Here is a 21,119-nt window from a genome sequence, read left to right on the forward strand (position 1 = left end):
GATACTTTTTAGTGGAGCGGAAGCGTGATGGTGAACGTCGTCCCGGATGAATCAGAGGCGACGGTCAACGTCCCATCGTGCAACCGGATGATTTGATGGGCGATGGCAAGCCCAAGCCCGCTGCCACCCGTACGGCGGGAGCGTGATTTTTCGACCCGGTACAGGCGATCGAAGATGTAAGGCAGGTCTTCTTGAGGAATGCCTTTCCCGTCGTCTTGAATCGTGAAGTGGAGCGTCTCCTCGGCAAGCTGCATATCGAATTGGACATGAGCGGCTTCGCTATGCTGAATCGCATTGTGGGCGATGGAGCGGAACACTTGTAAGATGCGATGTCGATCTAACTGTAAGACGACGTCTTTGGAGGAACAGTCGGTGTTGCTGGCGAACGCAATCGGTGTCACTCGAAACATCGTATCGAGTACTCTTCGTAAATCCTCGCATAGCTCATTTGCCGCCACGGGTTCGCGATGCAACGTGAACGTGTTCTCGTCCAACTGGGCGAGCTGGAACGCGTTCTCGACGAGCTCGGTCAACGCTTGGCTCTCCTCGAGAATCGTCTGAATCGACTGCGCTTTTAACGGCTCTGGCGTCTGTGGCTTCGAGGCAATCTCGGCATATCCCTGCAGATACGTGAGCGGCGTCTTAATCTCGTGGGCGAGGTCGGACAAGAACTGGTTCCGTTCTTTTCGGAGACGAGCCAGTTCAAGCGACATCGCTTCAATCGAGCGGGCCAATTCGCCGATTTCATCCTCTCGGGACGTCGGCAGTGTCAACGTCTCAGGATTCGTCAACACATCCTCGGTCGCTCGGCGCAACAGCTGAATCGGATTTGAAATCAAGCGGCTCAGCAGGACGAACGTCATGATGGTGATGACGAGGGCGATGCCGGTGATATACAGAAACCGGAGCTGGAGCCGATGACTGATGCCATGGATAATCTCGGTCGGTAGAAACATATATACATACCCGTAACGGGTGTCATTTTCCATCGCATCAATCGGGGTCCGTACCGCGAGATACGGTTCGTTCTCCCAATCGTCTTCGAGGATGGTCGTCACATCGGCATCCCCTCGCTCTGCTTCCGCTTGGACGAGCATCGAGAGCGGATCGGGGAAGCGGTTGGATGTCTGTAGAATCGAGTGGTCGGGAGCGGTGATGGCGACTTTCGTGTCGGTCTCGCTCTCCATCGTCGCGACGTGATCGATCGTCTCCTCGTTAAAACTCATCGCCAGTACGCTCGCATGGCTTTCCGCCCTCGATTCGAGTCGGTTAATCTCTTCGACGACACGTTCACCGAGGAGCGTATGGTAGAGCAATAAGAACAAGACCCCTTCAATCAATAACGTCGTCAATAAAAAGATCAGACTGATCCGGAACGGAAGGCTGTTGCGTCGGAATGTCATGTGTCCGACCGCTCCTCGGTCCAGCGATAGCCGCGCCCCCACACCGTCTTCAAATAATCGTCAATCGGGAAGCCAGCCTCGCCGAGTTTGTCGCGAATCATGCGGATATGGGCATCGACCGTGCGCGGATCCGACTCGGACGAGTAGGGCCACACCAAGTCGTATAAATCCATGCGATTGTATAGCCGGTTCGGATGTTGCAAAAACAGTTTCAAGATGGCCGTCGCTTTCGGCGTCATGACGACTTCTTGTTCTTGATAGAGGATCCGTCCGCTCGCTTCGTCATAGCGCAACTGTCCATAGTTCACATTGGTGACACGGCTCCGTCGCAACACCGCGCGAATCCGTGCCAGGAGCACATTTCCTTCGAACGGCTTCGTGACATAGTCGTCGGCGCCTGCGTCCAACCCGCGAATCGTCGTCTCACTGTCCGACCGAGCCGTCAGCAAGACGACGGGTAGTTCGGCATCGAGCACCTTGATTTGGCGGCACAATGTGATGCCGTCGACACCGGGCATCATGATGTCTAACATGACCAAGTCCGGACGCTCGGAAAGCAACTCCATCGCTTCTCGTCCGTCAGCTGCCTCGATACAGGTGTAGCCGTCGCCTTCTAAGAATAGACGGAGCAACCGTCTCATCTTCATTTCGTCATCGACAATCAAAATTTTCATATGTGGTCCTCCTATGATACTGAGCCGTCTCATCTACGTAACGGTTTCGAGAGACGGTGAACGTTCTCCTTGTCCTTCAGGGCAGTTTAGGCGATTGAAGAAACCGTCGGACGAGTGCGGGTTCGTCGAACGGTACGGCCTCGTCTCCGATGCGCTCGACGCGGTCATGTCCCTTTCCGAATATGACGCCACAATCATATCCCGCCAGCTGGTCACAGAAGAACCGGATGGCTGCTTCACGTTCAGCGAATTGGACCAGTTCGGCAAATGACCCGGCCGCCAAATCGTCGAGGATGCGTTGCGGATCTTCGTGCCGTGGGTCATGGACCGTCAAAATGACATCCGCGCCTGAAGCAGCGACGACCTCGGTCATGATGCTGCGCTTCATGCGGTCACGTTCACCGGCAGCACTGAGCAACACGAGCACACGAGGATAGCGGGCCGTCAATGCCGTCATGACTTGTTTGATGGCGTCCGGCGTATGTCCATAGTCGATATAGACCGATTGTTCGATTCTGGTCACGCGTTCAAGGCGTCCGCTCGGCAACGTCAACTTTTTAATATGAGGCAGTATCTCTGCCAACGGAACTCCGGTTTGCAGGACGATGCTGATGGCGCACAACGTGTTATCGAGATTATAGTCCTCATGGAACGGAAGGGGCGATTGCGCCACCTCGTCGCCTAACTGGAGCATGAACTGCTCGTCTTTTCGATGCCCGACCAAATTCGCGGCAGTCGACTGACGGCTGAATAAAAAAGAGTCGGCGGCGGACGGTGCCAGCGACAGCATGAGCGCGTGATGCGAATCGTCGGCATTGACGATGCCACACCCTGAATCCCTCAACTGGGCAAACAACTGGGCTTTCGTGTAGGCGTACGTCACCATCGTCCCATGATAGTCCAGATGGTCATGGGACAGATTGAGGAACGAAGTCGTCTCGAACTCCAAGCCGGAAATCCGTGCCTCCGCGATAGCCTGAGACGAGACTTCCATCAGACAGTCGGTGACACCTGCTTCGACCATGGCATGGAGGTGGCGATTGATCGTCAACGGGTCAGGTGTCGTGTTCGGCGTCTCAAACGTCTTCCCGGCGTACGTGATGCCGAGGGTGCCGATGAGTCCGGCTGACATCCCGATATGTTCAAACAATTGATGGGCGAGCGCGGTCGTCGTCGTTTTTCCGTTCGTCCCGGTGACGCCATGCAGACGAAGTCGCGTCGATGGATGATTATAAAACGCATTGGCGAGCTCGGCCAGGGCATGTTTCGTGTCTTTACAATAGATGACAGGCACCCGGGCCTCGATCGGACGTTCGGCGACGATGGCGACCGCGCCGTTATGAATCGCCTCGCTCACGTAATCATGGCCGTCGTGGCGATAGCCCGAGATACAGACAAATAAAAAAATTTGTTTGATTTCTTTAGAAGAGAAGGAAATGCCCTCAATCATCGTTTCGGCAGGATTGTCTAAATACGTCCATGTGACGAGCTGTTTCAGCTCCGTCAACAGGTCTTGCAAGGTTTTCAACACTTCGAATTTCTCCTTTGTTGGCAAAGTCCATTTTGACAGTATAGCCGTCGTTTGTGAAAAAGAAGTGAAATGAGGAAGAGGGGGCATGTCGCGAGCGCTTCTTCGACGTTTCAACGAATTTGGTTTAGGCAATCAATGGTTTAGACAGACCATCAGAAAAGGAGGAGTAGACGATGAAACCTTACGCAAAATTCGGAGTGATGATTCTCGTGTCGACATTCCTCATGTATTGGCTCATGTATTTGAACGTGTTCCAACTCGACCACGTCTTCTTCAGTCAGACACGCCTGTATATGGCGCTCATCATGGGCTCGGTCATGGCGTTCGTCATGTTGCTGTTCATGTGGGGCATGTACAAAAACAAGAAGCTGAACACCATCATCTTAGGTGTGAGCGCGCTCGTGTTCGGGCTCTCGCTATGGCTCGTTCGGAGCCAGACGACGGTCGATGACGTTAGTTGGATGAAGGCGATGATTCCGCACCACTCGATCGCCATTTTGACGAGCGAGCGGGCGGAGATTGAGGATCCGCGCGTGAAACAGTTGTCAGAAGACATCATCGAAGCACAACGACGTGAAATCGAAGAGATGAAGCGATTGATTGAAGAGTTAGAAAAAGAAGAAGAGGAAGCAGCAAAAGAAGCTAAATCGACAACAACAGCGACCGAGTGAATCGGTCGCTGTTGTCATGTGTCAGAATGAAGTTGGGCCTCTATCAATGCGACGGCAATCGTCAGCGCGTGAATGCGCCGTTTCGCCAGTGTCAGTTGTGATTTATAGCGGGTAGGCTCTTCTTTCGCCTCGAGCGTCGTCACCGTCTCGTTCAGTTTGTGGAGAATCGAGTCGATTTGTCGTTTCGCCTCCGTCAGTTCTGTCGTTGAATAATCCATATATCCTCCTCAAACCTTTCCTCCAGTATACATAAGAAAAAACCGAGGCGTGCGCCCCGGTTTAGCGTATCTGAGGTATATATTTTCTAGTACGGCGGTTTGTCGAGCGCGGTGCGACGAGGAAGAAGATTCCTAACATCACGCCGACTCCAAGTCCCCAAAGACTGTTGAAAAAAAGCGTCAACACGATCCCGAAGACGAGTCCAATACTCACATCACCCATACGGTCAAACATTTGTAACCACCTTTTCTGTGTTTGCTAGACTAAAGGTTTACCCACAATTGAGAAGTGATACACCTGGGAGGCTAGCACGTCTCCTTTTTGTTATACGTGATTTTTCTGACCAGGTTTCGTTTTATAGAAACTATAGACGACACTGATCAAGATGACGAGGACGATTGCGCCAAGTGACATCCAAATCGGCATTTTGTATACGTCGCCCAATACCATCTTCGCTCCGATGAAGACGAGCATGAAGCTGAGCCCGTGCTTCAAGTAGTAGAAGCGATCAATCAAGTTGGCGAGGACGAAGTAGAGGCTACGGAGTCCAAGAATCGCCATGATGTTTGCGTAGAAGATGATATACGGGTCACGCGAGTAGGCGAAGCTGGCCGCGACTGAGTCGACGGCGAAGACGATATCCGACAGCTCGATGAAGATGAGCGCGATGAACAGCGGTGTGAAGAACAGTTTGCCGTTGATGCGTTTCGTGAACTTACCAGACGAGATGTCTTGCGTGATCGGCAAGCGGCGCTCGAGCCAACGGATCGTCTTGTTCTCTTCGAGCGATTCGTCCTTGCCGATGTTTTTGAACATCATCCATCCTGTATAGATGAGGAAGGCACCGAACACGTAATAGACCCAACCGAAGTTCTCTAACAACGACACCCCGGCGACGATGAAGACGGCCCGGAAGAAGATTGCCCCGAGAATGCCCCAGAACAACACCTTATGCTGATACTTGAGCGGAATCGCGAAGTAGGCGAATACGAGCGAGAAGACGAACACGTTATCGATGGCGAGTGCTTTCTCGATGAAGTAGACGCTCGCATATTCTGTCGCGACCGTGCTGCCTTGCGAGTAGAACAACCAACCGCCGAACGCGATGGCAATCCCGATCCAGACGAACGTCCATGTCCATGCCTCACGGAGCGAGACTTCGTGTGCCTTGCGGTGGAACACCCCGAGGTCAAGCGCGAGCATGAAGACGACGAGTGCCAAAAAGGCGATGAGTAGGGTCAACAATAATTCCTCCTTTTAAGTTCATGTGAACTCTATATAATCAATTTAAGGTCATAAGAACTCAAAGTCAAGAGGAAAAACTGCGATTCCGCAAAAAAACACTCCGAATCGATTTCGGAGTGTGCAAACTTAACGCTGTTCAGAGCGACGTGACCAAATGACCCGGACGATGAAAGCGCCTAGTCCGAGCAGGATGACGGCGAGGACGCCATACATGACATGCGAATACGTCTCGATATGGCCAAGCCACACTTGCCAATTCTCCCCGACGTAAACGCCGACAAAGATGAGCACCGTGTTCCAAATTAGCGTTCCGAGTGTCGTCAGCATCAAAAATTTGACGAACGGCATGTTCGACATGCCGGCCGGAATCGAGATGAGGCTGCGGACGACGGGAACGAAGCGACCAAAGAAGACGAGTTTTGGTCCGAAGCGGTCGAACCAGCGATCGGCCATACGGACGTCGTCGACTTTCAAATAAAGACGTTTGCCATAACGCGCGACCCATGACTCCAGACGTTCCTCGTCGAAGAATAGACCGACGCTATACAAGACGATGGCCCCAATGACGGCACCGACCGTCGCCGCGAGAATCATCCCGATTGGGGACAGTCCCGTCGTCGTCGTGAAGAAACCGCCGAATATTAAAATGAGCTCGGACGGGATAGGGGGGAAGACGTTCTCGATAAAGATTAGGAAGAGCACGCCCCAATAACCGAACTGCTCAATCATTTGTTGAATCCATTGTTCCATGAATCGGTTCTCCTTGCGTATATGACATCTCTGTCTACTTTACCCGACGGCAAGGAGCACGCCTATACGACTTGAGGTTGAATTTCGACTCAAATCGCGCCGACGACCGCGTGCGGGACGTACGGTTCTTCGAGCGAAGCAATCTCTTCTTTTGTCAACGTGACGGCCAGCGCACCGGCCGCCTCGTCCAAATGACGCTGCTTCGTGGCACCAACGATTGGCGAGGTGACCGTGTCTTGTTGCAAGAGCCAGGCGAGGGCGACCTGTGTCCGGGTAATTCCCCGCGTCTCAGCGATGGCGGCGACCCGATCGATGATGAGCCGGTCGGCGTCCATCGTCGCGTCATACTTCGAACGTTGAATCACGTCCGTCTCGGAGCGGTGGGTCACGGTCGACACGTCGCGTGTCAGGCGCCCCGAGGCGAGCGGACTGTACGGTGTGATCCCGATTTTCTCTTCCCGGCAGAGCGGCAGCATCTCACGCTCTTCTTCCCGATAAATCAAATTCAAATGGTTTTGCATCGACACGAACCGGGTCCAGTTGTTTCGTTCCGCCACGTGGAGCGCTTTTTGGAACTGCCAGGCGTACATTGCCGATGCACCGATATAGCGGGCCTTCCCGGATTTGACGACGTCATGGAGCGCCTCCATCGTCTCTTCGATTGGTGTGTCATAGTCCCAGCGGTGGATGATATACAGGTCGACGTAATCGGTCCCGAGCCGTTTCAAACTATGGTCGATTTCTGACAGAATCGCCTTCCGCGACAAGCCGCCACCGTTCGGACCATCGTGCATTCGACCGTGAACTTTCGTCGCGAGTACGATCTCGTCCCGATTCGCATAATCCCGAAGCGCACGTCCGACGTATTCCTCGCTCGTGCCTTTCGAGTAGATGTTCGCCGTGTCAAAAAAGTTGATACCGAGGTCGAGTGCTTGTTTAATGATCGGGCGGGTCGCCGCTTCATCAAGCACCCAGTCATGAATCCATCGGTTCGCGTCACCAAAGCCCATACAGCCGAGACAGAGCCTTGAGACATCGAGTCCCGTATTGCCAAGTTTTACGTATTCCATGAAAATGCCTCCTTCAAAGTTGATACGTGGAGAGGAACCGTTCGAACTCATCCACGCTACTGTCATCGTTGATGGTCAATCGTAATTCGGTATGGGTGCCAAGCGGAAGCGCTAGCGCCTCGACAAGTGCCTCTGGTGTCGGTTCGAGTCGGAATGAATCGAGCCGAATCGCCACGTTATGGGCAAGCGCGTAATGCGCACAACGGGTGAGCAATGTCGCGAAGCCACGTTCGACCGTCACGTGATACGTCTTTTCCATGTCGTTTCCCCTCCTTTGCCACCAGTATGACGCGAGATGTGGGGCGAGCGTTAGCGCGTTCATGTCGTGTTTTTGCCTAATCCTCTCAACAGGGTGGACAGGCCTCGTCCAAGAAAACGATCTACCGTATACTGAAGGGGAGAATATAGAGGGAGGGTGAACGACATCGAGACACGACTGCAACTGATTGACGTCATCACACGACACATACCGGGGGACGGGGTGCATCCGACAATCGTCCCGGCGATGACGTTCATTCATGAATCGATGGTGACCGAACCAATCACTCGCGTCAATGAACCATCATTTTGCCTAATCCTGCAGGGGGGGAAAGAGATGTTGTTCGGTGACGAACGGCTCGTCTACGAGGGTGGACATTACCTCGTCGCCTCGGTCGACTTGCCTGTGACGGGACAAGTGACGAAAGCGAGCGCAGACGTCCCATACGTGGCGTTGAAACTCGAGTTGACGATTGACGATTTGATTGATGCCGTCGGGCACGTCGAACTGACCGAGCCGCGTGAACCGAAGCGGGGCATGTATATCGCCGATGCCGACGAGGCGCTGTTCGATGTCGCGCTACGTCTCGCCCGTCTTGTCGACACACCGGATCACGTGGCACTCGCGCCTCTCTATAAGCGCGAACTCCTGTATTGGGTGGCGCAAGGGTCGAACGGGGAGATGCTGCGACAGTTGGCGTTCGAGGGGAGTCAGGCGTTCCGGATCAAGCGCGTCATCGACCACATCATCGCGAACTTCAACGAGACGATTCGGAGTGAAGAGTTGGCCCGCGTCGCCAATATGAGCGTCTCGACGCTCCATCGTCATTTCAAGGAAGTGACGGCGATGAGCCCGCTCCAATTCCAAAAGCAGTTACGGCTTCAAGAGGCGAGACGGCTGTTGCTCATGCAGGCGACGGACGTGGGCGAGGCGGCGTTCCAGGTCGGCTACGAGAGTCCATCGCAGTTCAGCCGCGAGTATGCCCGGTTGTTCGGGCTGTCGCCACGGGCCGACGTGCGGCAACAACGACAGCTTTGACAAAGGAAATGCGCGAGCGGTATGCTTGAGGGGAAAATAGTATACATCAGGATTGTTACTGAATCATCAGGCAAAACCTAAATTGGGCGCACGTGTTGCGTCTGGTTTAGGTTTTTCTTGTTTTCAGGACAAAAGAGGAGGATATTATGCAACACATCATCTTTCTAGACGTCGACGGCACGCTCGTCGATGACCATGGCAACATCCCGGAATCGGCCAAAGAGTCCGTCCGGCAGGCGCGACAGAACGGCCATCTCGTCTTCTTATCGACCGGGCGCTCGAAGGCCGAGCTGTTCTCGGATATTCTCGACGTCGGCTTTGACGGCATCATCGGGGCAGCCGGAGGCTACATCGAGCTCGAGGAGGAAGTGTTGTACCACCAACAAGTCTCCGTCGATGATTTGAGTCACCTCATCTCGTTCTTCACCGAACACGGCATCGATTTCTATCTCGAGTCGAACGACGGCCTGTTCGCCGGCGGCAACGCCAAGGCACGGGTGGCGACGATGATTGATGAATTGATGGCGAACAATCCGGAGGCGAGTGCGACGATCGAGCGCGGTTTGAAGCCGTTCCATGACGCGATGATGGAAGGGGTCGACCTCGTTCGTCCCGACGTGAACAAAATCTCGTTCCTCGGCTCATCCGTCCCGCTCGACGTCATCCAACAAGAGTTCGCATCCCGCTTCACCGTCATCCCGAGCACGGTCGCCGTATTCGGGGCCAACAGCGGGGAGCTGTCCATCCCGGGCGTCAACAAAGCGACGGCGATTGCGACACTGCTCGAACATCTAGGGCTCGAGCGAGCGCAGACGTTCGCCTACGGGGACGGGTTGAATGACCTCGAGATGCTTGAATACGTCAAGGTCGGTGTCGCCATGGGCAACGCCAAACCCGAGGTCAAGCGCGTCGCCGACGACGTGACGGACGCCTGTGATCAAGACGGGCTTGCGAACAGTTTCAAGAAATATGGGCTCGTTTGAACAGCGCGTTTCAGAGGTTATGAATGTGACGTGTCCGGGAACAGTACCGGGTGAACGAAAAAGGAGGAAGAAGACATGAAATACTTAATCACAGGTGCAACCGGGAAACTCGGTTCGAAAATTGTCGATGTGTTACTCAAGTCGATACCCGCAAGTGAACTCGCGGTCAGCGTCCGCAATCCGGAGAAAGCGGAAGCACTGAAAGCGAAAGGTGTCGATGTGCGACATGGGGACTTCGACAAGCCTGAGACGCTCGATGAAGCGTTCAAAGGCGTCGAACGACTGCTCATCATTTCGGCGGACGGGGACAACGACACGCGCATCCGTCAACATGCGAACGCCGTCGAGGCGGCCGAGCGCGCAGGCGTATCGTTCATCGCCTATACGAGTCTCGCCGACGCGACAGAGAGCCAAAACTTGATGGCACCGCCACATGTCGAGACCGAAGGCGCAATCGAGCGGACGGGGATCCCGCATGCGTTCTTGCGCAACAATTGGTACTTAGAAAACGAACTTGGTAGCATTCAAGGCGTGCTTGCCGGCGCCCCTTGGGTGACGGCGGCACGTGACGGCAAAGTCGGTTGGGCGCTACAAGAAGATTACGCTGAAGCGGCGGCGAACGTGTTGCTCGCGGACGATTTCGAACAGGACATTTTTGAACTGTCAGGTCCGCTTCATACGCAAGCCGAACTCGTCGAGGCGCTCAGTGAAGTGCTCGGGCGTGAGGTGCCGCTCCAAGAAGTAAGCTTGGACGCGTACGCTGGCGTCATGCGCGGCGCGGGGGTGCCAGAAGGTGCGATTCCAATCGTCGTCGGCATTCAAGACAGCATCCGCAACGGCTCACTTGAAGTCGAGTCGAACGATTTCGAGTTGGTACTCGGTCGTCCGGTGACACCGCTTCGCGACGCATTATCAAAACTCGTTCATGAACTTGAATCATAAGGAAAATGATGACTTCGGTCATCTTTTTTTTATGGATTCAGTTGGGATGATCAGTCTTGTTTCAAGGTCAAATCCACTTGAAATGATGAAGCGTAACTGCTCAGAACAAGGGACTGGACCAAGCCGATGGTTGTCTACCGGAATCTCAAGTTGATTAAAAAAGCTCTAAAAAGTCAAAAAATGATTGGTAAAAAAGTTATGGTTAATCATATTTCGAGCGAATGTGATGTTTGGAAAAATCTGATAATTTGAATGGGCAAAAAAAAATAAAAATCATATTTACATCGATTTTCAATCGGCGTAATATCCATTTCATCAACCAAATACGTATTTGTTGAAAAATCTTTTTCGCCGAGTTCCAGAGATGGAAGCGGGGGACCCACTGTCCAGTTCGGACTGGGGTGAATCCTCTTTGAGGTAGGGCCAACTCCTAGGCAGGCCCGAATCCGACAGCTAACCTCGCAGGCGTTTTAGGGGGATCCGACTCATGCTGTGACTTGTCACGGGGGCCGCTTCTTGCCTCGTGGCTTTTTTGCGCTTTTAAAACCAAAAAATTACTTATTTTTCTTAAAAAGGGGATTTTATTTTGTTCGATGCGCTCGCGATCATCATATTGATTGGCTTACTGGCTTTGATGCAAGGTTTGGTCCGTGTCTTAGATACATCGGAATGGAACGAGAAGAGGTGAATCAATGACTATATTGCTTCTCTTGGTCGGTGTCGGATATATGCTCTATCTATTCTACGCGTTACTTATCCCGGAACGATTTTAAATTATTTTGTTAGAGGAGAATGGTTATGTGGTCAACATTTATAGTGGCACTTGGTTTGTTGCTACTTGTCACGACCGTCACGAGTGTCATGCTCGGACGATATATCGGGGTACGATTTAAACCTGTCGCAGAGCGTCCAGATTATTTCATGAAACACACAGAAACGAAATGGCTAAAGCGGCTTCGTCTTGACGAACGCGGCAGTCAATCATGGGTGGGGTACGCCCGGGACTTTTTAATTCTGAACACATTCTTTTTGTTGTTCGGGTATGGCTTGCTTCGCTTTCAAGGGATGCTGCCGCTTAATCCGAACGGCGCTGACAACTTGGAGTGGCATGTGGCGCTTCACACGATTGTCAGCTTCATGACGAATACCGACCAGCAACATTACGCAGGGGAGGCACTCTCCCATTTGTCACAAACGTTCGTTTTGACGACAGTGATGTTCGTCGCACCGACGATGGCCATGACGATGTCGCTCGCTTTTATTCGCGGGATTTTGAATAAACCGATTGGTGTGTTTTTCGCTGACTTCATTCGATTGATTGTACATGTCCTGCTGCCGATCAGTCTGTTCTTCGGACTGTTGTTCATCAGCCTTGGAGTTCCTCAGACGTTTAGTGCAAATGTTAACGTCACGACGTTAGAAGGCGCGATACAAGTCATTCAGCGCGGACCAGTCGCCTCGTTTGAAGTCATCAAACAGTTAGGGAACAACGGAGGCGGTTACTTTGCAACGAACGCCGCACACCCGTTTGAAAACCCGAACGAGTGGACGAACTATATTCAAATGTTCTTGATGTTGCTGTTGCCGATGTCCATGCCGTTCATCTATGGGCAAATCTCAGGGCGTCGTCGTCAAGGCTTCCTATATTTTGGGGTCATGCTCAGTCTCTTTTTAATCGGCACGGTGGCGATGTTCGCGGTGCTCCATTCGACTCCTTCACTCCATGGACAAGAGGTACGGTTCGGGATCGTTGGGACAGCGCTGTATAGCGCGATTACGACAGCTGCCGAGACGGGGGCGGTCAATGCGATGCACGACTCCTTGCCGTCACTTGCCGGTCTGATTCTGATGGGGAACATGATGCTCAACGTCGTCTTCGGTGGAGCGGGTGCCGGATTTATGAACTTTATGATTTATGTCATCATCACCATTTTCGTGGCGGCGCTACTCATCGGTCATACACCTAGCTTGCTCGGTAAAAAGGTTGAGGCGCGTGAGATGAAGTTGGTCGCGTTGACATTGATTGTGTCGCCATTACTCATTCTCGTCTTTTCAGGAGTCGCGCTGTTCATGCCAGAGGGACGTGACGCGATTACTAATAGTGGTGCCCATGGTATCTCTCAAATTTTGTATGAATATACATCCGCGGTCGCCAATAACGGTTCAGGATTCGAAGGGTTGCTAGATGGGACGGTGTTTTGGAATATCACGACGACGTTCGCCATGTTCTTCGGACGGTATGTCCCTTTGTTGCTCATGCTTGCGATTGCGGGTAGTTTCCAATCTAAACCGATGATTCATTCGGAAGAGGCGCTCCGGACAGATACTGGCTTATTCGCTGTCGTCTTGATCGGGATTATCTTGATTGTCGGGGCATTGACGTTTTTACCGGTACTCGTGTTAGGGCCGCTCACTGAATGGCTCACTTTACAATAATTGAGGAGATAATGTGATGAATGATTCAAATTCAACAGCGCGCGGGATTGATGCCGCGCTAATTCGCTCCGCTTCGGTGGAAGGAATCCGGAAACTCAATCCGATAGCGATGGTTAAACAACCGGTATTATTTTTAGTCTTTGGCGGATTCATTTTGTCTGCTCTATATACACTTGTCTCAGATGAAATGCGTGGGTTTAATCTTGCCGTCAGTTTGATTTTACTGGTCACGCTTTGGTTCGCAAATTTCGCGGAAGCGATTGCGGAAGGACGAGGGAAAGCACAGGCTGCCACGTTGCGTGCATCGAAGAATGATGTCATGGCACGTCGGAAATCGAAACGCGGTGTCGAAGAGGTCGCGTCGTCGGTATTGCGAAAAGGAGATATCGTAATCGTCCGGGCAGGGGATTACGTCCCTGGTGATGGGGAAATCATCTCTGGTCTTGCCTCGATCGATGAGTCCGCTATTACAGGCGAGTCGGCGCCGGTTATCAAAGAGTCCGGCGGAGATTTTTCTTCGGTAATCGGCGGGACGCTCGTCGTGAGTGATGAGATTGAAGTTCGAATTACGAGCGATCCCGGGGAGTCATTTCTCGACCAGATGATTGTCCTCGTCGAGGGATCGTCGCGTCAAAAGACACCGAACGAGATTGCGTTATCGCTCTTCCTCGTCTCGCTCAGTCTCATCTTCTTGCTTGTCGTCATGACGTTGCCTGCCTTCACGGCTTATCTCGGATTTACATTGTCCCCGCCCGTGTTGATTGCACTGCTCGTCTGTTTGATTCCGACGACGATCGGTGGATTGCTCTCAGCAATCGGGATTGCTGGTATGGACCGTGTCACGCGTTTTAATGTGATTGCTATGAGCGGGAAGGCGGTAGAAGCCGCAGGTGACGTGCGGACCATCATTTTAGATAAGACGGGCACGATCACGTTCGGTAATCGCATGGCCTATGAGGTGCTTCCAGTCGAGGGTGTTAGTGCGTCGCAAGCACTCGGCGTTGCCGTGTTGACATCGCTTGCTGATGAGACGCCGGAAGGCAGATCGGTCATCACATTGGCGAAAGAGGCCTGGAGCGACGTAGACACCTCCCCTAAAGACGGGGCCGAGGTCATCCCGTTTCAGGCAGAAACACGGATGTCAGGCCTTGACTTGACAGACGGCCGCCGTGTTCGAAAAGGGGCTGCGAGCGCTATCATGCAGTGGATCACTTCGCTCGGAGGACATGTGCCGGAAGACGTTGCATCGATTGTCGAACAAATCTCGATGTCTGGGGGGACACCACTCGTCATTGCTGAGAATGAACGGATTGTTGGGGTCATTCATTTGAAGGACACGGTCAAGCCGGGTATGCGTGAACGATTCGATCGCCTGCGCAAGATGGGTATTAAAACCGTGATGTGTACCGGGGACAACCCGCTCACTGCCGCAACGATTGCCAAAGAAGCAGGCGTCGATGCGTTCGTGGCCGAATGTACACCAGAGGATAAAATTCGAATCATCCGTGAAGAGCAAAAGGCAGGACACCTTGTCGCTATGACTGGAGACGGAACAAACGATGCACCCGCTCTCGCACAAGCGGATGTGGGTCTGGCGATGAACAGCGGAACGCAGGCAGCGAAAGAGGCGGCAAATATGATTGACTTGGATTCCAATCCGACGAAAATCATCGAAGTGGTGGAAATCGGTAAGCAACTGCTCATGACGCGCGGTGCGTTGACGACGTTCTCTATCTCCAATGATGTGGCGAAATATTTCGCGATTTTACCGGCGATGTTCGTTGCGGGCATCCCGGAGATGGACTGGCTGAACGTGATGCGGCTCGGATCGCCGGAATCTGCCATCTTGGCGGCGTTGTTATTCAACGCGATCATCATTCCGCTATTGATTCCGATTGCGATGAAAGGAGTGCGTTACGAAGCGGTCGGGTCAGAACGTCTGTTGCGACGAAACTTACTCATTTATGGGGTTGGTGGCATGATGATCCCGTTCATCGGGATTAAAGCACTCGATTTACTATTAAATCTATGGATGTGAGGAATGGACATGAGAAAAGAATGGGGCCAAGCAGGAATCGTCGCGGGGTTGACGACTGTATTATGCGGCGTACTGTTTCCGAGTTTCTTACTAGTGACAGGGCAATTATTTTTTGACGACCGGGCGCAGGGCTCGCTCGTCGAACGAGAAGGGGAATGGGTTGGATCTATGTTGATTGCACAGCCGTTCACGTCAGACAATTACTTTCACGGTCGTCCGTCAGCCGTCGACCAACTGACGGGACAATCGGGTGGAGATAATTTGGCTGAGAGTCACCCCGATAGACCGGCGTATGATTCGACCATGCCGGGAGCGGTCGAGACGTCCGGTTCGGGTCTTGATCCCCATATCTCGCTTGAACATGCCACGGCGCAAGTGGAACGGGTCGCTGAGGCGCGCGGGCTTCAACCAGATGCGGTACGAGCAGTCATCGAAGACGTCTCTAACGGAGGGACGTACGTGAACGTGTTACGTCTCAATCTGCAACTAGATGAGAGCGGTCAATGAAGCGGGGTCACCTCCGCCTGTATATCGGGGCCGCCCCAGGTGTCGGCAAGACGTATAAAATGCTGGCGGATGCCCACGGTCTTGTCCGAGAAGGGAAAGCCGTGTACATCGGATTGATTGAGACGCATGGCCGTCATGAAACAGAGGCGATGATTGGTGATTTACCCATCATTCCTCTGCTTACTATCGACTATAAAGGACATTCGTTCGAAGAAGTAAACGTCGATGCCATTGTCGCCTTACGACCCGATGTCGTTTTAATCGATGAGTTAGCCCATACAAATGCACCTGGATCGTTACGGGCCAAACGTTATCAAGATGTGCAAGTGATTTTAGAGCACGGGATTGATGTGTATGCGGCGGTCAACATTCAGCATTTTGAAAGCTTATTGATGATGGTCAAGGGTATCACGGGGGTCGAGGTCAGGGAACGAATCCCCGATTTATTTCTTAGCCAGGCGGATGAGATTCTATTGGTCGATGTGACACCTCAGACACTTCAAGAACGAATGAAACAAGGAAAAATCTATCGCAAAGACAAAATCGAGCAGAGCTTGAACTCGTTCTTCACATTGACGAATTTATCGAGTCTGCGGGAAGTGGCGTTACGACAGGTCGCTGACGAGGTCGATGAACAAGTGTATCGCGCCACGAAGAACGTCGTCGAAGATCCGACGCGACTGCAAGAGCGCATCATGGTATGCGTCAAATTGAACGGGAACGCCCGAAAATTGATGTATCGCGGCTTTCGCATGGCGAGCCGTCTAAAAGCGAAACTGTATATCATGACAATCCTTGATCGAGACGAAGCCAGACTGTCGAAGCAGGAAGCCGAAGTGTTGCGGGTCATCCGTGAGAGCGGGACATCGTTCCAGGCTGAGGTGTTAATCGTACAAACGTCGAAGCAACGGCTCGACAAGCGCATCACGGAAATCGCCAATGAGAAGCGGATCACACAGCTCATCTTAGGTCAATCCGCCAGAACGCGCTGGCAAGAGGTCAGGCGAGGCTCCATCGTCAATGCCATCATGCGCGATACGAAAAACCTTGATATCCACGTCGTGTCTGACGACATTTAAAGAAAACCCGCCGCATTCGTTATCAGGTAACGAATACGGCGGGTTTTAACGTGTCTCGCTTCTAGTTTCGAGCTGACGGGTCACGTCTTCTAACGTGCTCGCGGTAGAAGCGAGCCGGTCCGACATGTGGCTCAACTCTTTTTGGATGGCGACTTGTTCCTCGGTCGCGGCGGCGACGTGCTGAATCTGTTGTTGGAGTTCGCTCGCCGATCGTTTTGTCGTCGCGAGGCGCGTCTCGAGTGTCTCCATCTGCGACGTCACGCGTTGCCGCGTCTCTTGAATCGAGCTGATTTGCCCATCGATTTCAGACACGTCCTCGGTCAAACGATGGAAGACGGCCGTCACATCGGCCGAGACGGTTTGACAGTTCTCGGTCGCGCGTTTGAATAACTGTGCCGAATCGCGGACGATGATTGTGTCATCCATCAGTCCACCTAGAACGCGGGTCATCTCGGCTGCATAATCTCGGGACTGGACGGCGAGCTTTCCGACTTCAGAAGCGACGACGGCGAAACCACGACCGGCGTCACCCGCCCGTGCGGCTTCAATCGAGGCGTTCAAGGCCAGCATGTTCGTCTGGTCGCTGATTGTCTCGACGTGCTGCAGGATGGCTTGAATCTCAGTCGACCGGTTCGACATCGTCGTGACGACACGCTCGAGTCGTTCCGATTCCCTGATAATTTCCTCTACCTTCGCTTCCATCCGTCGCATGTCTCCGTCCCCGGCAATGGCGTCGGCCGCAATCCGTGATGAAGCGGCAGCTGTTTGCGCCATCCGTTCTTGGATGAGCGCCGTGAGGGAGCGAATCGATTGAATCTCCTCGGCCCCGTGGTTCATCGACGTCTCTTGATCCGTCGCGTGCGCGACAATCGGATCGACGGTGACCGCGATTTGTTCGCCTGAGGAGAGGGACTGGTTGGCCGCCGTCTCGAGCTCGGTCGCATGGGTTTTGAGCGTCATGACGAGTCGGCTCGTTTCGTATACGGCCTGCTGTAACAATCGACGCGTCTCGTCTTCTTGTGCTTTGACAAGTGACGACTCGAGGTTGCGGTAGTGGATTTGCGCGACGAGCACGGCACTGAGCAAGATGAGATAGACCGCATGGACGAGCAACAAGCTGAACGGATAGTCAGCCGTTCCACAGATGATTTCCGGGACGAAGAAATAGCCGGCCAAATGTTGCACGGCGAAAATGACAGTGCTGTAAACGATTAAATCAATGCGGCGCATGAACGAGAGAATCGCCAGGACGACGAAAATCGAGAAGTGATACTCGACGAGCCCTTGTCCACCAGCGACGGTCGAGATGCTAGCGAACGTGAGCGTGAGCATCATGAGATAGGGGAAGGCGCGAGGTTTAAATGGGTGGCTCATCATCATCGCGATGAAGAGGACGATGGGGATAGCGAACAATACCCATGTCGCGGTTGGATGTTCATAACCGACGACGCCGTTCCGAAGCACAGTGTATGTATAGGCGAAATCGGTGAAGCGGTGGAGTGCATGGACGACAATGGATGTCAAAACAATGATGAACGTGATGACAAGCATCAAAGGATTACGTTTCGTAGAACTCATACTAATTCCTCGCATTCTGGTTGTAGGTCTATATATCTACCCCACTATCGTCCGATTGACACGAATCTTTACCGGTTTTGCATATTGAGGATGAAAAAAAGAGAAGCGAATGTGCTTCTCTACTCAGAAGTGAGGCCGAGCCAGCGTTTGACCGGTTCGCGGAAGTAGTAGGTGACGCCGATCAAAGTGACGAAAACGAGGGCGGCGATGACGACCAAGGTGATACTGCCTGAGGCGAGACTCGCACCGAGAAAGCTATAGGCGAGTGTCCCGGGAATCATGCCGAGCACGGTCGCCAGGATAAACGACCGGAACCGAACCTTAGCAATTCCGCCCGCGTAACTGAGCAAATCGAAGCTGACGAGCGGGATGAGCCGCAAGACGAACACGTATAGAAAACCGCGTTGCTCCATCTGCGTGAACAGCTTCTCCGACCATGGATAGCTCTCGACCTTGAGCACGGACCTGCCGAACAGTCGGGCCATGACGTAACCGGTCACGGCCGCCGCCGTCGCCCCGAATAGGATATAGAGGACGCCCGGCCACACCCCGAAGGCGAGACCGGCGCCGAGCGATAGGACCGACGTCGGTAAGAAGATGATTGGACCGATTGCATAGATGAGGAAAAAGACGACCGGACCCCACCAGCCGAACGACAAGACGATGTCACGGACGTCAGACGGACGGAGTTCATAGTGGAAATGAGTGATATAGAAGATACTCCCGAACACGGTGAGCATGAGACTAAGTTTGAGCCAGCGGGGCACAGCGGACGCCTCCTTTCCATCAGTTCTTTTGTTTATCGTATCGCATTTTGCCTCCGAATGAAGGGGAGCCAGCCTACAAATGCGTCGGCAATGTGCGATTGCGTTCATCAGTGTGGCTAAAAATGGAAACATAGGTCAACGCATGTGTAAATACACTTCATTTCAAGCCTCTTACCTACGATAAATCAGGTAGGGGGGATCATCGTGAAAAATTTGAAGATGTCTAAAAAACTGACAGTATTGATCAGCGTATTCATCGCGACACTCGTTCTCGTCGCCACACTCAGCCACGTCTTCATGGGACGCATGGCCGATGCGGGAGAATCCATTTACGAGGACCGGTTATTGCCGATTCGCGCACTCGGTCAAATTCGGACGGATAACCGTGCCTTGGACGGGTATTTGCTCGAGATGATGCTGACGACGGATGCGTCTCGAAATGAAGAATTGCAGGCGAGCATCACGGAACGACGTGACAGCATCGGCACGAACCTAAAGCTGTTCAATGAGACGTTCGCTTCGACCGATGGCGAGATGCAAGGACGAGTCGACGACTTGAACACCGAAATTGCGAATTACTTGGAAGGGACGGAGCTTGTGCTTCAACCTGCGTTACGTGGCGAGAACGCCGCAGCGTATCGTGTCTATTTAAGTGACTTGCGTCCGATTCGTCAAGATCTCGTCGAAACGGCCACGGTCGTCATGAATGGCATCAATGCAGAAGCCGAGACGGCAAGCACGACGATGCAGAACGAGCGGACAGAATCGGTCACGTTGTTCTGGGTGCTCGTCGCCATCGGGGCACTCGTCTCAATCGGGCTCGGCGTATACATCACGCGCCTCATCGTCCGTCCGATTCGTGAGTTGAATGGATTAATGAGCCGTGCTGGAGCCGGCGATTTGACGGTCGACAGCACGTACACGTCGCGTGACGAGATCGGTTCGCTCGCCAATTCGTTCAATGAGATGAAAGACAGTCTTCGCGACTTGATAGGCAACGTCACCACAACAGCTGGACGCGTCGCAACGTCATCGGACGATTTGAAATCGAACGTCGAAGAGACGACGAAAGCGACAGAGATGGTTGCCGTCACGATGGAGGAGATCGCCTCCGGTTCGGTCCGTCAATTGACGCGGGTGAAAGAATCGAGCAGCACGCTCACGGAATTGACGAACGGGATTCATCACGTCTCGGACAGTGCCCAACACATGACCGAACTGTCGGATGGGGCACTCCAAAAAGTCGGGACCGGCAACGAGTTGATTGAGACGCTCGAGTCCCAGCTCGAGGCGATGAATGAGAAAGTGAAGGCGTTGCAGACGGTCATCGGTCAACTCGACGTCCGCTCGCAAGAAATCGGCAGCATCACCGGTACAATCTCCGGCATTGCCGAACAGACAAACTTACTTGCCTTAAACGCGGCCATCGAAGCGGCCCGGGCCGGCGACCAAGGGCGTGGATTCGCTGTCGTAGCGTCGGAAGTGCGGAAGCTCGCCGAAGAATCGGCGATCGCGACGAAACGAATCTCTGGTTTGATTGGAGATACGCAGACAGAGACGAAACAAGCCGTCCAGACGATGCACGTCGTCGAGAACGAGATGGGCCACAGCGTCACGAACGTCCAACAGGCTGGGCTAGCGTTCGAGGACATCAAGCGGGCAATCGAAGAGGTCGGAAAAAAAGTAGAGGAAGTGTCTGGGTCTGTCCAAGAGATGGCGGCTGGAGCGACCGAGATTTTACGATCGGTGAACGAGATTCAAGGCATCACGGAGACGACGGCGACCGACACCGAGAACACCTCGGCGGCGACGGAAGAACAGATGGCGTCGATGGAAGAAATCACGGCCTCGGCCCAAGAACTGTCGAACATGGCAGATGAGATGCGTCAAATGACGAAGAAATTTACGGTATGATTTACGGAGTAGAGG

At 53.1% G+C, this 21,119-nt stretch carries 20 protein-coding genes and 1 riboswitch; of the genes, 10 read left to right on the plus strand and 10 right to left on the minus strand.

Features of this window, described 5'->3' with window-relative positions; all coding sequences use genetic code 11:
• Nucleotides 1-8: 8 nt before the first annotated feature.
• From KNO58_RS00710 to KNO58_RS00720, 3 genes are all read right to left on the minus strand, one after another.
• Complete coding sequence (locus KNO58_RS00710) at nt 9-1,403, minus strand: sensor histidine kinase (RefSeq protein ID WP_214751158.1); 1,395 nt, start codon at nt 1,401-1,403, stop codon at nt 9-11.
• Nucleotides 1,400-2,077: a response regulator transcription factor gene (locus KNO58_RS00715; protein WP_214751160.1), complete on the minus strand. Its 678-nt coding sequence runs from the start codon at nt 2,075-2,077 to the stop codon at nt 1,400-1,402. Before KNO58_RS00715 ends, KNO58_RS00710 begins: the two co-directional genes overlap by 4 nt.
• Nucleotides 2,078-2,153: 76 nt before the next feature.
• Nucleotides 2,154-3,608, minus strand: coding sequence for a UDP-N-acetylmuramoyl-L-alanyl-D-glutamate--2,6-diaminopimelate ligase (locus KNO58_RS00720; protein ID WP_214751162.1), 1,455 nt, complete (start codon nt 3,606-3,608; stop codon nt 2,154-2,156).
• Between the two features lie 173 nt (nt 3,609-3,781).
• On the opposite strand from KNO58_RS00720, the gene KNO58_RS00725 reads away from it, so the two are divergent.
• Nucleotides 3,782-4,279, plus strand: a complete 498-nt coding sequence (locus KNO58_RS00725) for a DUF305 domain-containing protein (RefSeq protein WP_214751164.1) — start codon at nt 3,782-3,784, stop codon at nt 4,277-4,279.
• A 14-nt stretch (nt 4,280-4,293) separates the two neighbouring features.
• Here KNO58_RS00725 and KNO58_RS00730 read toward each other — a convergent pair whose 3' ends face one another.
• From KNO58_RS00730 to KNO58_RS00750, 5 genes are all read right to left on the minus strand, one after another.
• Nucleotides 4,294-4,497 carry a hypothetical protein gene (locus KNO58_RS00730; protein ID WP_214751166.1) on the minus strand — a complete coding sequence of 68 codons (204 nt, stop codon included), beginning with the start codon at nt 4,495-4,497 and terminating at the stop codon, nt 4,294-4,296.
• A 325-nt stretch (nt 4,498-4,822) separates the two neighbouring features.
• Complete coding sequence (locus tag KNO58_RS00735) at nt 4,823-5,740, minus strand: TerC family protein (protein ID WP_214720334.1); 918 nt, start codon at nt 5,738-5,740, stop codon at nt 4,823-4,825.
• A gap of 129 nt (nt 5,741-5,869) precedes the next feature.
• The gene (locus tag KNO58_RS00740) at nt 5,870-6,493 is read right to left on the minus strand and encodes a DedA family protein (RefSeq protein WP_214751168.1); all 624 of its coding nucleotides are present in this window, start codon (nt 6,491-6,493) and stop codon (nt 5,870-5,872) included.
• 89 nt (nt 6,494-6,582) lie between these two features.
• Nucleotides 6,583-7,563, minus strand: a complete 981-nt coding sequence (locus KNO58_RS00745; RefSeq protein WP_214751170.1) for an aldo/keto reductase — start codon at nt 7,561-7,563, stop codon at nt 6,583-6,585.
• A gap of 13 nt (nt 7,564-7,576) precedes the next feature.
• A complete protein-coding gene (locus KNO58_RS00750; RefSeq protein WP_214751172.1) occupies nt 7,577-7,822 on the minus strand; it encodes a hypothetical protein in 246 nt (81 codons plus the stop codon).
• A gap of 156 nt (nt 7,823-7,978) precedes the next feature.
• Between KNO58_RS00750 and KNO58_RS00755 the strand changes: the two genes are divergently transcribed.
• The 8 genes from KNO58_RS00755 to KNO58_RS00790 all read left to right on the plus strand — a co-directional run bounded on the left by KNO58_RS00755 (nt 7,979) and on the right by KNO58_RS00790 (nt 16,845).
• Nucleotides 7,979-8,860 (plus strand): AraC family transcriptional regulator, encoded by an 882-nt coding sequence (locus tag KNO58_RS00755; protein WP_260570651.1) that lies wholly within the window; start codon nt 7,979-7,981, stop codon nt 8,858-8,860.
• A 146-nt stretch (nt 8,861-9,006) separates the two neighbouring features.
• Complete coding sequence (locus KNO58_RS00760; RefSeq protein WP_214751174.1) at nt 9,007-9,843, plus strand: Cof-type HAD-IIB family hydrolase; 837 nt, start codon at nt 9,007-9,009, stop codon at nt 9,841-9,843.
• A gap of 75 nt (nt 9,844-9,918) precedes the next feature.
• A complete protein-coding gene (locus KNO58_RS00765) occupies nt 9,919-10,785 on the plus strand; it encodes an SDR family oxidoreductase (RefSeq protein WP_214751176.1) in 867 nt (288 codons plus the stop codon).
• Between the two features lie 339 nt (nt 10,786-11,124).
• A riboswitch (cyclic di-AMP (ydaO/yuaA leader) is annotated at nt 11,125-11,268 on the plus strand.
• Nucleotides 11,269-11,477: 209 nt separating this feature from the next.
• Nucleotides 11,478-11,558, plus strand: coding sequence for a K(+)-transporting ATPase subunit F (gene kdpF / locus KNO58_RS15440; protein ID WP_214751876.1), 81 nt, complete (start codon nt 11,478-11,480; stop codon nt 11,556-11,558).
• Nucleotides 11,559-11,583: 25 nt separating this feature from the next.
• Nucleotides 11,584-13,221 (plus strand): potassium-transporting ATPase subunit KdpA, encoded by a 1,638-nt coding sequence (kdpA, locus tag KNO58_RS00775; protein ID WP_214751178.1) that lies wholly within the window; start codon nt 11,584-11,586, stop codon nt 13,219-13,221.
• Between the two features lie 16 nt (nt 13,222-13,237).
• Nucleotides 13,238-15,259 (plus strand): potassium-transporting ATPase subunit KdpB, encoded by a 2,022-nt coding sequence (gene kdpB, locus KNO58_RS00780; protein ID WP_214751179.1) that lies wholly within the window; start codon nt 13,238-13,240, stop codon nt 15,257-15,259.
• 9 nt (nt 15,260-15,268) lie between these two features.
• Nucleotides 15,269-15,766 (plus strand): potassium-transporting ATPase subunit C, encoded by a 498-nt coding sequence (locus KNO58_RS00785; protein WP_214751181.1) that lies wholly within the window; start codon nt 15,269-15,271, stop codon nt 15,764-15,766.
• Nucleotides 15,763-16,845, plus strand: a complete 1,083-nt coding sequence (locus KNO58_RS00790; RefSeq protein ID WP_214751183.1) for a universal stress protein — start codon at nt 15,763-15,765, stop codon at nt 16,843-16,845. The genes KNO58_RS00785 and KNO58_RS00790 overlap by 4 nt, the downstream gene beginning before the upstream one ends.
• 45 nt (nt 16,846-16,890) lie before the next feature.
• Here the strand turns inward: KNO58_RS00790 and KNO58_RS00795 are convergent, their stop codons facing one another.
• Nucleotides 16,891-18,423 carry a methyl-accepting chemotaxis protein gene (locus tag KNO58_RS00795; protein WP_214751186.1) on the minus strand — a complete coding sequence of 511 codons (1,533 nt, stop codon included), beginning with the start codon at nt 18,421-18,423 and terminating at the stop codon, nt 16,891-16,893.
• A gap of 119 nt (nt 18,424-18,542) precedes the next feature.
• Nucleotides 18,543-19,190, minus strand: coding sequence for a TVP38/TMEM64 family protein (locus tag KNO58_RS00800; RefSeq protein WP_214751188.1), 648 nt, complete (start codon nt 19,188-19,190; stop codon nt 18,543-18,545).
• Between the two features lie 204 nt (nt 19,191-19,394).
• Here KNO58_RS00800 and KNO58_RS00805 point away from each other — a divergent pair, with 204 nt between their 5' ends.
• Nucleotides 19,395-21,104: a methyl-accepting chemotaxis protein gene (locus KNO58_RS00805; RefSeq protein ID WP_214751191.1), complete on the plus strand. Its 1,710-nt coding sequence runs from the start codon at nt 19,395-19,397 to the stop codon at nt 21,102-21,104.
• Nucleotides 21,105-21,119: the final 15 nt, after the last annotated feature.

Origin of the sequence: Exiguobacterium sp. J17977 (assembly GCF_018616375.1) — a bacterium.
Classification (GTDB): Bacteria; Bacillota; Bacilli; order Exiguobacteriales; family Exiguobacteriaceae; genus Exiguobacterium; species Exiguobacterium mexicanum.

Excerpts from the sequence above, each read along its gene's own strand:
- kdpF (WP_214751876.1), top strand. The coding sequence starts at position 11,478 with ATGACTATATTGCTTCTCTTGGTCGGTGTCGGATATATGCTCTATCTA.
- KNO58_RS00790 (WP_214751183.1), top strand. The coding sequence starts at position 15,763 with ATGAAGCGGGGTCACCTCCGCCTGTATATCGGGGCCGCCCCAGGTGTC.
- KNO58_RS00750 (WP_214751172.1), bottom strand. The coding sequence starts at position 7,822 with ATGGAAAAGACGTATCACGTGACGGTCGAACGTGGCTTCGCGACATTG.
- KNO58_RS00740 (WP_214751168.1), bottom strand. The coding sequence starts at position 6,493 with ATGGAACAATGGATTCAACAAATGATTGAGCAGTTCGGTTATTGGGGC.
- KNO58_RS00730 (WP_214751166.1), bottom strand. The coding sequence starts at position 4,497 with ATGGATTATTCAACGACAGAACTGACGGAGGCGAAACGACAAATCGAC.
- KNO58_RS00760 (WP_214751174.1), top strand. The coding sequence starts at position 9,007 with ATGCAACACATCATCTTTCTAGACGTCGACGGCACGCTCGTCGATGAC.
- KNO58_RS00725 (WP_214751164.1), top strand. The coding sequence starts at position 3,782 with ATGAAACCTTACGCAAAATTCGGAGTGATGATTCTCGTGTCGACATTC.
- KNO58_RS00715 (WP_214751160.1), bottom strand. The coding sequence starts at position 2,077 with ATGAAAATTTTGATTGTCGATGACGAAATGAAGATGAGACGGTTGCTC.
- KNO58_RS00745 (WP_214751170.1), bottom strand. The coding sequence starts at position 7,563 with ATGGAATACGTAAAACTTGGCAATACGGGACTCGATGTCTCAAGGCTC.
- KNO58_RS00785 (WP_214751181.1), top strand. The coding sequence starts at position 15,269 with ATGAGAAAAGAATGGGGCCAAGCAGGAATCGTCGCGGGGTTGACGACT.
- KNO58_RS00765 (WP_214751176.1), top strand. The coding sequence starts at position 9,919 with ATGAAATACTTAATCACAGGTGCAACCGGGAAACTCGGTTCGAAAATT.
- kdpA (WP_214751178.1), top strand. The coding sequence starts at position 11,584 with ATGTGGTCAACATTTATAGTGGCACTTGGTTTGTTGCTACTTGTCACG.
- KNO58_RS00795 (WP_214751186.1), bottom strand. The coding sequence starts at position 18,423 with ATGAGTTCTACGAAACGTAATCCTTTGATGCTTGTCATCACGTTCATC.
- KNO58_RS00710 (WP_214751158.1), bottom strand. The coding sequence starts at position 1,403 with ATGACATTCCGACGCAACAGCCTTCCGTTCCGGATCAGTCTGATCTTT.
- kdpB (WP_214751179.1), top strand. The coding sequence starts at position 13,238 with ATGAATGATTCAAATTCAACAGCGCGCGGGATTGATGCCGCGCTAATT.